The sequence below is a fragment of the Bacteroides faecis MAJ27 genome, from assembly GCF_900106755.1.
GTDB classification, from domain to species: domain Bacteria; phylum Bacteroidota; class Bacteroidia; order Bacteroidales; family Bacteroidaceae; genus Bacteroides; species Bacteroides faecis.
In genome coordinates this window covers 33,279-45,620 of record NZ_FNNN01000030.1, presented here as the reverse complement: position 1 = coordinate 45,620, position 12,342 = coordinate 33,279, and the positions used below count along the sequence as shown (strand labels likewise).

The 12,342-nt window shown below is 38.0% G+C and carries 14 protein-coding genes and 1 pseudogene; 12 read left to right on the top strand and 3 right to left on the bottom strand.

Annotated features, from left to right (window positions below; translation table 11 throughout):
- Window positions 1-9 precede the first annotated feature (9 nt).
- The 11 genes and pseudogenes from BLW31_RS24550 to BLW31_RS20280 all read left to right on the top strand — a co-directional run bounded on the left by BLW31_RS24550 (window position 10) and on the right by BLW31_RS20280 (window position 7,667).
- Window positions 10-162 carry a hypothetical protein gene (locus BLW31_RS24550; RefSeq protein ID WP_004321945.1) on the top strand — a complete coding sequence of 51 codons (153 nt, stop codon included), beginning with the start codon at window positions 10-12 and terminating at the stop codon, window positions 160-162.
- 25 nt (window positions 163-187) lie between these two features.
- Window positions 188-850 carry a hypothetical protein gene (locus BLW31_RS20330; protein ID WP_010538573.1) on the top strand — a complete coding sequence of 221 codons (663 nt, stop codon included), beginning with the start codon at window positions 188-190 and terminating at the stop codon, window positions 848-850.
- Between the two features lie 97 nt (window positions 851-947).
- Window positions 948-1,553: a hypothetical protein gene (locus BLW31_RS20325; RefSeq protein WP_004310244.1), complete on the top strand. Its 606-nt coding sequence runs from the start codon at window positions 948-950 to the stop codon at window positions 1,551-1,553.
- 7 nt (window positions 1,554-1,560) lie between these two features.
- Window positions 1,561-2,856 (top strand): hypothetical protein, encoded by a 1,296-nt coding sequence (locus BLW31_RS20320; RefSeq protein WP_004310246.1) that lies wholly within the window; start codon window positions 1,561-1,563, stop codon window positions 2,854-2,856.
- 455 nt (window positions 2,857-3,311) lie between these two features.
- Complete coding sequence (locus BLW31_RS20310; RefSeq protein WP_229066710.1) at window positions 3,312-4,010, top strand: DUF4468 domain-containing protein; 699 nt, start codon at window positions 3,312-3,314, stop codon at window positions 4,008-4,010.
- A gap of 434 nt (window positions 4,011-4,444) precedes the next feature.
- Window positions 4,445-4,738, top strand: coding sequence for a hypothetical protein (locus tag BLW31_RS20305; RefSeq protein WP_004321934.1), 294 nt, complete (start codon window positions 4,445-4,447; stop codon window positions 4,736-4,738).
- Window positions 4,739-4,789: 51 nt separating this feature from the next.
- Entirely contained in the window at window positions 4,790-5,443 is a 654-nt protein-coding gene (locus BLW31_RS20300) for a hypothetical protein (protein ID WP_004321931.1), read from the top strand.
- Between the two features lie 134 nt (window positions 5,444-5,577).
- Window positions 5,578-6,324: pseudogene (locus tag BLW31_RS20295) on the top strand (VapE domain-containing protein); the annotation flags it as partial.
- Between the two features lie 14 nt (window positions 6,325-6,338).
- Window positions 6,339-6,548, top strand: coding sequence for a hypothetical protein (locus BLW31_RS20290; protein ID WP_010538569.1), 210 nt, complete (start codon window positions 6,339-6,341; stop codon window positions 6,546-6,548).
- Window positions 6,549-6,661: 113 nt separating this feature from the next.
- A complete protein-coding gene (locus BLW31_RS20285; protein WP_010538568.1) occupies window positions 6,662-7,189 on the top strand; it encodes a DUF805 domain-containing protein in 528 nt (175 codons plus the stop codon).
- A 103-nt stretch (window positions 7,190-7,292) separates the two neighbouring features.
- Window positions 7,293-7,667, top strand: a complete 375-nt coding sequence (locus BLW31_RS20280; RefSeq protein ID WP_010538567.1) for a RidA family protein — start codon at window positions 7,293-7,295, stop codon at window positions 7,665-7,667.
- Here BLW31_RS20280 and BLW31_RS20275 read toward each other — a convergent pair.
- A complete protein-coding gene (locus tag BLW31_RS20275; protein ID WP_010538566.1) occupies window positions 7,635-9,110 on the bottom strand; it encodes a bifunctional folylpolyglutamate synthase/dihydrofolate synthase in 1,476 nt (491 codons plus the stop codon). The genes BLW31_RS20280 and BLW31_RS20275 overlap by 33 nt on opposite strands.
- 131 nt (window positions 9,111-9,241) lie before the next feature.
- On the opposite strand from BLW31_RS20275, the gene BLW31_RS20270 reads away from it, so the two are divergent.
- Window positions 9,242-10,567 carry a PhoH family protein gene (locus tag BLW31_RS20270; protein ID WP_010538565.1) on the top strand — a complete coding sequence of 442 codons (1,326 nt, stop codon included), beginning with the start codon at window positions 9,242-9,244 and terminating at the stop codon, window positions 10,565-10,567.
- Between the two features lie 102 nt (window positions 10,568-10,669).
- On the opposite strand, the gene BLW31_RS20265 is transcribed toward BLW31_RS20270, so the two are convergent.
- Together BLW31_RS20265 and BLW31_RS20260 are read right to left on the bottom strand one after the other, a co-directional pair.
- Window positions 10,670-11,650, bottom strand: coding sequence for a dihydroorotate dehydrogenase-like protein (locus BLW31_RS20265; protein WP_010538564.1), 981 nt, complete (start codon window positions 11,648-11,650; stop codon window positions 10,670-10,672).
- A 15-nt stretch (window positions 11,651-11,665) separates the two neighbouring features.
- Entirely contained in the window at window positions 11,666-12,340 is a 675-nt protein-coding gene (locus BLW31_RS20260) for a YggS family pyridoxal phosphate-dependent enzyme (RefSeq protein WP_010538563.1), read from the bottom strand.
- Window positions 12,341-12,342: the final 2 nt, after the last annotated feature.

The window sequence follows — 12,342 nt, the reverse complement described above, 5'->3', positions numbered from 1 at the left end:
CTAAATCTTATGGGAGTAGTAATAGGAATTGTAATTTATGCAATAATAGCATATATTACCTGTCCACGTAAAGAAAATGGGAGTTTTGAAGAGGGTGCGGTAGTAATGTATATTATCGTTCCTGTTGTGGTTTTGGCGATTTATCTTATATGTAATAATTGATATTTTATAGAGAATGGTATTCTTCATGAAGAATATATATGCGATTTACATATTACTATTAATGCTATTACTATCTTGTACTAGTAAAAAGGATAGTAATATACAGGCTACTATTGCTAGCTTATCTATATATGATAATCATCCTACTTTGGATATATCAGAAGCTAAGCATTTGCAATGGGTGGATTCGGTATTAGGAGTAAAAGGTGTGAAATTGATTGATTATAGAAATGGGATATACGAATATGATGATACAAGGTTTTATTGGAATAGGACTTTTGATTATTTCTTGATATATCCCTCTAACTTTACACATGGAGAAGAATCAGATTTAAGTAATGGCAATCATTTCGTAAATGAAGATAGTACAATCTGTTTGAATGTGTATGCTACATACTTCGATGTTTTTAAAGATGATTATTCGCTTCATGAATGGTTTGATATAATGATTGATACAGAAATAGAACAAGGCAATAGAATTGTCAAGAAAGATATTACAGACCATAGTTATACTATTGAAGGCAATACTAAGGGTGATAGATATTTTTACAGTAAAGCTATTTGTAAGAAGGCTTATGAGCGTGAGATTATTGTAACAGTGAAGTTGGAGTATACGAGGTCTGTTAAAAAGCAAGCAGAAGAAATAGTTGACAACAATATTCACTTATATAATCTACCAAGAGAATAATAAAATTGCAGTTTATTTCTTTAGTTGAAATTGATATTAGGAATGATATGAGAAATAACCAATAATACATTTGTCAAATATTATTTTAAGTACAAATATGGAAGGTTGGATAGTGTTAGGATTAATATTGATAGTTATCGCATATTTCTTTGGTAGAATAGGGTTCGCTGTTGAGGAAGACAAAGAACGGTCAGAATATGCAAAAACAAATGAAACTATAGATAAGGCGATTAATGCAGAAGATAACAAGACACGGAATTTAGTTATCAATACATTAAAAGAGATTGGTTGTCAACCAGAAGTTGATGATAAGGATAGAATCTGTTTTAAATACCAAGGTGAGGAGTTTTTTATAGATGCAGATAATGACTATCTGTTTGTCACTCTTTGGGATACTTGGTGGCTATGTGTCGATTTGGATAATGCCAATGTTGAGCATTTGAAGGAAGCAATAAATCTGAATAACATAAGAAATATTGTTTCCACTGTTTATTCCATAGATGAAGATAATAAGCAAATGGGAGTACATTGCAAGGCAGTAATTCTATTTGTTCCTTCCATAATAAATATAGGAGATTATTTGAAAATTGTACTGGATGATTGCTTCAAAGCTCATGACTTACTAAAAGAACAGTTTATACGTCTTAATTTTAAACAAGAAAAACATGAAAGCCCACGGGTAGTCGTTAAAGGATTTAATTAATAATATCATGAAGAAGTTTTTTAGTTCCATATTTAATGCTCATCCTCAAGTAAAGAACATCTCTAAAGATAAAGAGGATGATTTGATTGATAGATTGGAAAATGAAACGTATCTATCAAATGAATTTAGATTTCAACACCAAAATGAAAAGTATCAATTACGAGCCACTCCTAATGAGAAAGTAACTTTAGGGGTACTACTTAATAGAACTTTTGACATAAGGCAAGAAGAGGTTTCTGATTTATATATTGTCACAGACAACATTCATGAGAAAAAAGGGATACTTGTTGTAGACAGCAATGAAATCTGGAGTTTTGATTTATGCAATGCAGTCCTTATCAAACAGGACAATGGAGATATGGGCTATAGATTTAGTGAAAATGTCATTTTGTCTATTTCCTATAGGAAGGGATATGTCAAACAAGAAGATGATGATAAGTCCATTAGCAGAGTGAACGACAATATCATTGTACACCTAAGAGGATGTGGAGGTGGAAAGGAAACATGGTTTATCCGTGCATCTATCATGTTACCAACATTCAGCCATGAAGGAGATAAGACATATGCCAGAAATGCGAATCAACCTCAAACACTGAGTGTTTTGTTTGCCTATGACCATACAAGCCCACAGCAAAGGATAGAGGAATATAAGGCTATTCATGACAAAGCAATTGAAAAATTCAACAATGGAGAAGAATTGGATTTTTATGAATATTGTATTATGTCTCAAATGACGCTTGCCATTGGAAAGGATTTTTATTGGGGTAATGAAGTTTTGAAAGAAAATAGATATTGGGATGCAATTGTGTATTTGGAAAATGTATATCATGCTTTGAGAGAAAGTTGGCTAAGGGGTAGCATTACAGATGATGATAAAAGAATGTTTTATCAAACCTGTTATCTCATTGGATATTGCTATGCAGAAATGGGTTTATATGAGAAAGCCCTTTTCTTTCTGGAAATAGTTCGTCCCTTAAATAACATTAGATACAACATAGAATACATAAATTGTTTGGCAAATAGTAGAGATATAAGAGCAATTAATACAATCCATAATGAACTTAATCAATTGGCGCAGTTAAAAGAAAGTGAGATTACGGATGGCATTATATTTTATCACAATTTCCTACGTAGGAGAAGAGCATATACTTTTGTTGATATGGGACGGTTGGATGATGCAGAGGAAGCATTTAAGGAAATGCTGAATGAAGATGCAAATAAGGAATATGCCAAAGGTGAACTGGAGTATATTCAAGAATTGAAAAAACTAAAAGGCATAAATAATATTGCATCAGAAGAATAATATGAAGGTAGAATTATTAAATAAGAAATAATGGGAATTATATTACTTAAAATGCCTCAATGGCTAATTAGTGTGTTTAATTGGTTTACACTATCTTCTATGAAAAAGATAATTATTACCCAAATGCTCATAGCTATTATAATTACTATGTTTGATAAGGCATGCGAGATAATACTAAAAGGACCTTGTGTTTGGGATATACAAGATGTTGTGGCATTCATCATATTAGATACCGTATTAATAATTAAACAAATGAATTATTTGTAAATATTGAGTAAAACAGCATTTGAAGAAATTCATTTGCTGTTTTTTTTATTGTTCTATCAATAATTACAACACATCTTTTACAACAAGGCTTGTTAGAAAATATATATAATAAAATCTGATTAATTAATTTGTTTTTTGTACATTTGAACACAAAAATACATCATACTAATAGTAAGCTTCAAGTCAACATGAAAAAGATTATTTTTATAATGTTATTAGGATTAGTCTGTAATACAATTAATGCCCAAATTGTAACTAAACAAGAATTAGAAGAATATACTAATATAGGGGATATGTCTTGGTCAGCTAAGGCTAAGGAGCTATCTAATGAATATAAGCTGAATGAATTGGGTGAACTATCATTATCGGTTATAAAAGAGTATAAAGGTCAGTCCAAATCTCAATTATATCGCAAAATTATAGATTGGGTCATATCTATGTCTTCTGATGCAAAGTCAGCTATACAGGTTTCAAATGAGGAAGAAGGAACAATCATGGCACGTTGTTATCTGCCTAATATTGCAAAACGGACTATGGGAGATAACTCATATAGAGTAAGTATTCGACCACTTATTAAATTTGATTTTAAAGAAGAACGTATTCGAATGACATATACTTTACAGAACTATGAGGTATTAAAGATAAATGACGATAGTGGATATGTCATAATGTTTGGTGGTGGTTTTGGTGTAACAGGTAATGGCGTTACTAAAGATACCCAAATATGGGCACTTTCTGATTGCTTTCCATTTGCAGAAAACAGACAACATCCTAAAGTGACCTCATCACGAGCTTTTGTTTATTCACTATCATGTTATAAAATCCTTGTAGACAAAATTGATACAGTTCTAAAGAAGCCATTGCAAACAAGTGATGATGATTGGTAATTACCCTATAAATGTAACTTTGACATTTTGAATTAAATATCTCTTTGGTATGGTGGAAACTAACATGGTTATCACCATTTGAAGAAATTCATTTGCTATTTTTATTTTTACAGAAATTCAATACTAATACATCAATCAGTATTAATATGGTCACTAATAAGTTGGCTATTATTACAGTTATATTTTATACTATAATAATAGATATACTAGTTCTAGTATTAATAGGATTAGTATAATAATGTTGGGTATTAATATGGAGGGCTTTTTCTTAAAAAGCTATACTATCATAGCTTTTTTTACATAGAGTGTTCAAATTTTGTTGGAATTTGTTTGTGTTATTATAATAATATACTACATTTGTGGCGGAATTTGTAGATAGCACTATCTTCTGAATAGCCAGTAATAGTGCTGGCATAATTAAAATTATAATAATTATGGAATTAACAAATTCAACAAATGTATTGGAAGCATTAGTGTCTAACAACCGTAGTGAACTGGGCAAAACTTTTGGTGTCGGTATGTTTGTTTCAGAAACAGATACTCCCGAGCAAGTTAAAGCTAAATGTAAGAGCTTTGTCGCAAGATTTGAGACTTATATAGCTAACTTGAATGTAATCATTAATTCGGGGGATGAACTTGCTTCTGAAATGAGAAAAGCTAGGGTTAAACGTCTATATTCAGCTCTTGATGAGAATGAAAAAGAAGATATAAAGGCACTATTGAACTAATGCATTAAATTTAGGCTAGCTTCGGCTAGCCTTTTTTATTCCAATTATACTATGGGTAGACCTATTATTAAATTTTCAAAACGGTATGGTAAAGTATTAGGTAGTATTAATCCAGACAATCACTATCCTTTATATATGTTTATGTATATCATTATAATGTATGCTTTAGAGAATAATTCGGCTTTTAATGCTTTATCAAAACATAAATTATCTGCTATACACTTTATTAGGATGCAGGTAGATTGCTGTTTGGAAGTTTATGCTTGTCTCTTATATAGAGATAAAGAACGTTTCTTTAAATATTTCATGGACGGCAAACCTACTAATAAACTTTGTATAGGTAAACAATATCTTACTGCCGGCTATCTTTGCGGAGAATTAAATAAGAGATATTCCGGAATATCAGAAATATACAAAGAGGGCTGCAAGTGGGTTCATCCTAGTAAAGTTATGTTTAGATTTACAGCTCCTCAATATGACCAGACTAAGTCTGATATGTTTTTTATAGGTTATAAAGATAAGCACTATTATGACGATGAAGAACAATTAAGGGATATATATAAAGATATGTTATTAGTAAATCAAATACTATATGAATTACTAAAGGAGTTAGTGGCACCTTATAAAATGGCACATAGTAAAGAACTAAAAATAGGGAAGTTTTTTAAGTCGAAGAAGAAAATGAGATTTCAGTTTTATGAATAGTGAGATAGAATCTACTATGTTTTTATAAGCGGTATTATTATAATAAAGCTGATTATCAGAAATGGTAATTAGCTATTTTATTGTAAATTAATATTAAAACGCGATATGGTAGTATTATGTGTAAGTGAAAATAGGACAAACAGCATGCGAACAGTACATCTCCACTCTTGGTAGGTGCGCAAGGTACACGTAAGTCTACCTTCTGCCGGGATCTGATACCGCCGGAACTTCGCGGTTATTACACTGATAGTATCGACTTTGGCCGCAAGCGGGATGCAGAGATGTATTTGAATCGCTTTGCGCTGATCAATATTGATGAATTTGATCAGGTGACGTTGACACAACAGGGATTTTTGAAGCATATTCTTCAGAAACCGGTGGTGAATCTTCGCAAACCTTATGGTAATTCGATACAGGAACTTCGGCGTTATGCCTCGTTTATAGGAACCAGCAATCAGAAGGATTTGCTGACTGACCCTTCCGGCAGCCGCCGTTTCATCTGTATAGAAGTAACCGATACTATTGATACGACCCGTCCCATTGACTACGGACAGTTGTATGCACAGGCTATGTATGAGATTTATCATGGAGAACGCTACTGGTTTGATGATGAAGATGAAGCCGTTATGACGGAAAGCAATCAGGAGTTTGAACAGACTCCGCCAATGGTGCAGTTGTTCTATCGTTACTTTAGGGGTGCTGAGGATCATGAGGAAGGAGAATACTTGTATTTAATGGATATATTGAATTATTTGCAGAAGAAATCGACTATTCCTTTGTCTTCCAATAAGGTCAATTACTTTGGAAGGTTGCTGCAAAAAGCGGGGATACCCTCGAAACATACGAATAGGGGAAGGCTCTATAAGGTCGTAAAATTATAAAATGTAGAAAGCATTTGCCGGTACTTCAGTATCCGAATGATACAGATGCCGGCAAAGCTGTGGTACGGAGTGACGGCAAAATACCGGAGGATTTTACCGTCACTTTGTCGTCACTGCTTGTCATTACTCCTATATGGTTGTATATCAGTGTTTTGATTTTGAAAGTGACGGATGATGGCAAAATACATGTTTTTTTCTTAGAATGTATGTATGGGATTAATTAAATATTGATACATACTTTTTGGCATAAAAGCTTTCTTTATTTAATTTATTTTATATCTTTGCTAGTGTATCAAGATTACAATCAACTATTTATTCACATAAACTTAGTAAAATTATGTTCAAAGCTCCTTTTTCTTTTGACGGTCGTATTCGCAGGATCGAATATTTCCTGTCTGGTATTATCGGTGGTATCGTTTTTGGTATTGCCTATTCTCTGGGATTAGCTACTTTATTTCTTGGTGCGGCTGCCGGTTCTGCAGGTGGTTCTGTTTTCGGTATCCTGATTGGTTTCGTGGCAGGTATTGCCTCCCTGTGGTTTTCTTTGGCACAGGGCGTTAAGCGTTTGCACGACTTGAACAAATCCGGCTGGCTGATTCTGATTTGCTGTGTTCCTATCATTGGTTGGGTATTCGGCCTTTATATGTTGTTTGCCGATGGTACGGTAGGTCCTAACCAGTATGGTGAAGATCCGAAAAACCGTATGCCGTATCAGCCACAGCCTGCTTCTGTCAATGTAACGGTGAACGTGTCGAGAGACGGAGTAAAGGTGGATCAGACGGTGAAAGCCACTCCTGCCGAAGCATCGGCTGAAACTTCAGCTGAAGCTCCTGCTGAAGAAGAAAAAACAGAAAAAGCTGAATAGTCTTTAATAAGAAGAAATATGGTTGCCTCTTGCAAAATTCGTTTTGCGGGAGGCATTTTTTTGCTACCTTTGAGGATTGGTAAACAAAAAAAGAAAGATAAATATGAAAAAAGTAATTTGCAGTGAAAAAGCGCCGGGAGCTATCGGACCTTATAGTCAGGCGATAGAAGCCAATGGAATGGTATTTGTATCCGGTCAGTTGCCTATTGATGCGGCTACCGGAAAGATGGCGGAAGGAATTGAAGAACAGGCACGCCAGTCGCTGGAGAATATAAAACACATCCTGGAAGAGACAGGTTTGACAATGGGAAACATTGTGAAAACGACTGTATTCCTCCAGGATATGTCATTGTTCGCCGGGATGAACGGTGTATATGCTACGTATTTTGACGGAGCTTTTCCGGCACGTTCGGCAGTTGCTGTAAAGGCTTTGCCGAAGGATGCGTTAGTAGAGATTGAGTGTATCGCGGTTCGCTAACAAATCGGCAACAATAAAGTTACTGCCTCCCACGAAGATAAAGTCTTTAGGGGGGCAGTTTTCTTTTGCCGCCCGCACGGCGTCTGCTACGGTAGGATAGGAGGTACCCTTCAGTCCCGCTTCCGAAGCCATTTTCATCAGCTCATCTTCCGGCAGCGCACGCTTCACGCTCGCTTTGGTGAAATAGTAGGTGGCGTCTTTCGGCAACAGTTCCAGGACGCTGCTGATATCTTTGTCATTGACCATGCCGAATACAATATGCAGTTCCTGATTTAATTTATTGTGTATATAGTTAAGCTGCTGACGGATACATTTGAAGCCGTCGGCATTGTGACCTGTGTCGCAGATGACGTCGGGGTAGCTCTGGAGCTTTTGCCAGCGTCCCATCAGACCGGTCATTTCGCATACGTCAGAGAATCCGGTATGGTAATCCTTCTTGCTGATTTCATATCCCCGGTTCTTCAGAATCTCCAGGGCTGCGAGGATCGTGAGGCAATTTTCTGTCTGACAGAGGCCGCTCAGTTCGTAGTAGAGTCCCGTCATAAAACTGGAATTATGAATCAATATCGCGTCTTTTCTTTTATCAATGATTCTGTCTATGGCGTGTATGGCGTCGGTCGGGTTGATAAGAGAGACAAATTGCATCATTTTCATCGGAAGCTCCTGTATCTGCTGAAGTTTTATTTCCTCCTCCAATAACTCCTGCAACTCGGCTCTGGATTCTTTCAGGGTATCATAGGGGGCATATCTCACATTGGTGCAACTCTTTAATTCTTCCGCGAAGACGATGCAGGCATTCATAGCCTTGGCTTTCATCGTGAAGACTCTTTTCACTGCTCCTGATACTTTACCCACTATTACCGGAATGTCTTCTTTGATGATTCCTGCTTTTTCTTTGGCGATTTTAGTCAGTGTGTTGCCCAGATATTGCATATGATCCCAACCGATATTGGTAATGACACACAGATCGGGGGTGATGATATTGGTACAGTCCAGACGTCCGCCCATACCTACTTCGATTACAGCTACATCTACCTGCTGGTCGGCAAAGTAGCGGAATGCCATTGCTGTGGTGAGTTCGAAGAAAGAGGGGTGCAGAGGTTCGAAGAAAGAACGGTGTTCTTCTACAAAGCTGACTACATAATCTTCGGGAATCATTTCACCGTTGATACGGATACGCTCGCGGAAGTCAATCAGATGCGGGGAAGTAAATAGCCCGACTTTGTATCCTGCTGCTTGCAGTACGGCTGCGATCGTGTGTGAACAGGAGCCTTTTCCATTTGTTCCGGCGATGTGAATCGTTCTGAATTGTTGATGCGGATGACCTAAATGTTCGTCCAATTTGTGTGTTGTCTCTAAACCCGGCTTATATGCTTTTCCACCAATTTGCTGAAACATAGGTGTACTTTCATATAAGTACTTTAAAGTGTTCTGATAATCCATGTTTTATAATATTTAACTCCGGGCAATCTTTATTGCTCGCAAAATTGTTTATCTTTAGAACCATCAATTCAACCGATAGCGGAGGATTGATGAATCAGACTGCAAATATCAACATTAAATTCTAAGAAATCATGGGAACTAAGAAAAATTTTGTAATTGACACAAATGTTATTCTTCACGACTACAATTGCTTGAAGAATTTTCAGGAAAATGATATTCATCTTCCCCTTGTCGTACTGGAAGAACTGGACAAGTTCAAGAAAGGAAACGAGCAGATAAATTTCAATGCCCGTGAATTTGTCCGGGAACTGGATTTGCTGACGAGTGACGAGCTGTTCTCCCAAGGGGTGAGTCTGGGAGAAGGAATGGGTCGCCTGTTTGTAGTTCCCGGAAATGTGGATGCTCCCAAAGTGCATGAGTCTTTTCCGGTGAAGAAACCCGACCATCTGATACTGGCAGCTGTTGAATATCTGGCAGCCAAATATCCGAAAACTCCGGCTATATTGGTGACCAAGGACGTAAACTTGCGTATGAAAGCCCGTTCTATCGGTATTACCAGTGAGGACTATATCACAGATAAGGTATCCAATGTCGATATATTCGAGAAATCCAATGAGATCTTTGAAAATGTAGATCCGGCATTGATCGATCGCATCTATTCATCTAAAGAGGGCATTGATCTGAGCGAATTTGACTTTAAGGATGTCATTCACCCTAACGAATGCTTCGTTTTAAAGAGTGATCGTAACAGTGTACTGGCGCGCTACAATCCTTTTACTCATTCCATTTGCCGGGTAACGAAAGGACGTAATTATGGTATTGAGCCCCGTAATGCCGAACAGAGTTTCGCTTTCGAGATACTGAATGATCCGAACGTCAAATTAGTGGCATTGACCGGAAAAGCGGGAACAGGTAAGACATTGCTGGCTTTGGCAGCAGCTTTAGGCAAGTTGACTGACTATAAGCAGATATTGCTGGCACGTCCGGTAGTGGCATTGTCCAACAAGGATATCGGTTTTCTTCCGGGGGATGCCCAGGAAAAAGTGGCTCCTTACATGCAGCCGCTATTCGATAATCTGAATGTGATCAAGCGTCAGTTTGCCGCCAACTCGACCGAAGTGAAGCGTATCGAAGATATGCAGAAAAGCGAGCAGCTGGTGATTGAAGCATTGGCATTTATCCGCGGACGTAGTTTGAGCGAAATGTACTGTATCATTGACGAAGCGCAGAACCTTACCCCGAATGAAATAAAAACGATTATTACCCGTGCAGGTGAAGGTACGAAGATGGTATTCACAGGAGATATCCAGCAGATTGACCAGCCTTATCTGGATAGCCAGTCCAATGGTCTTGTGTATATGATCGACCGTATGAAAGACCAGAATATCTTTGCACATGTCAATCTGGTGAAAGGGGAACGTAGTCAGTTGAGTGAGTTGGCTAGCAACTTGTTATAAAAATGAAGAAATAAGAATGAAGAAAAAAGAATGAAGAATTACTTGCAGCATAAATGCGCTAGCGAATTCTTCATTCTTCATTTCCCCAAAGTTCTTCATTTTTTAGGCTTCTTTCTTTCCGAAGTATTTCAGGAATTGGGTACGTTCGAATGTATTGATACCTTGAACGTCTTTAATATTCAGCTTTCCTTTGAATTGAGCGATATTATTGAAACCTTTGCGTTCCATCCATGCGGAGAGGAAACGGGTGGATTCTCCGATAAATGCATTCGTATTCTGATAGATAGCACTGCAAACTTCTACGGCTGAAGCACCGGCAAGGATTACTTTTACTACCGCTTCCGGATTGGCGACACCGCCGGAGGCTGCATAATCGATTTTGTTTACCACTGAAGAAGCGATTCCAATCCAGCGGAGAGGAGTGGCAAGGTCGGCGGAGGTGCTGAACACTTCACCGGATACTTGTTCCATATTCTCAATGTTGATGTCCGGCTGGTAGAAACGGTTGAAAAGAACCACTGCAGCTGCTCCGTTAGCATATAGCTGGTCGATCAGGGCTACGGGGTTGGTCAGGTTGTCACCCAGTTTCATAATAACCGGAATGGTTACCGTTTGTTTGATATGACGCAGAATGTCGATGTGACGCTGCTCAAATGAGCCATACGTATATTGCACATCCGATTGCAATGCCAGAATATTGATTTCCAGTGCATCGGCGCCGGCCTCTTGTATCTGTTTGGCAAAGTCTACCCATTCCGAGTCTGAATAGCAGTTGATGCTGGCTATGATGGGAATAGAACACTCTTTCTTGCTTTCCTTGATTAAAGTGAGATATTCAGCTAACTTATGTTCACGGATATATTCTTCCAGATAATCACTTGCTTCCGGATAAAAAGCGGGGTCTTTCAGTTGATCCGCTTCCAGCATAATTTGCTCTTCAAACAGAGATTTCAGTACAATGGCACCTGCTCCTGCTTCTGCCAGTCTCTTATTCTTGCCGGCACTGTTGGTCAGTCCCGAGCTACTGATAATGATTGGGTTTCTGAGAGAAAGCCCTGCGAAAGTAGTTTTTAAATCGGTCATGGTAATAATGATTGATTAAGTATTATAGTTTCTTTCTCCGAATATCTTGCTTCCGACCCGCACTAAAGTACTTCCTGCAGCGATTGCTTCGTGATAGTCGTGTGACATACCCATCGACAATTCGCGGAAAGTATCCGAATCGGCAAACCAGTTTGCTTTTATTTCCTGAAAGAGCCTATTCAGTAAACAAAATTCCCGGTTAATTTGTTCAACATCGTCGGTGTTGCTTGCCATTCCCATCAATCCGCAGATGCGTATGTGAGACAGCTCTTTCCATTCGCCGGCATGTAGCATGTCTTTGCATTCTTCGGGGCTGAAACCGAATTTGGTTTCTTCTTGGGCAACGTGAATTTGTATCAGGCAGTTCACGATACGTCCCGCCTTGGCTGCTTGCTTGTTGACTTCCGCCAGTAGCTTATAAGTGTCGATCCCGTGTATCATTTCTACGTAGGGAATCATGTACTTAATCTTATTTGTCTGCAAGTGCCCGATAAAATGCCATTCGATGTCTTTCGGCAAAGTTTCGTATTTAGCTGTCATTTCCTGCACTTTGCTTTCTCCGAAAATACGCTGTCCCGCCTGATAAGCCTCTTCTATCGCTTCATTGGGGTGGAATTTTGAGACAGCAACCAGCCGGACTCCTTGTGGGAGTTCGGCCAGCACTTGCTTTAGATTGTCAGCAATACTCATGG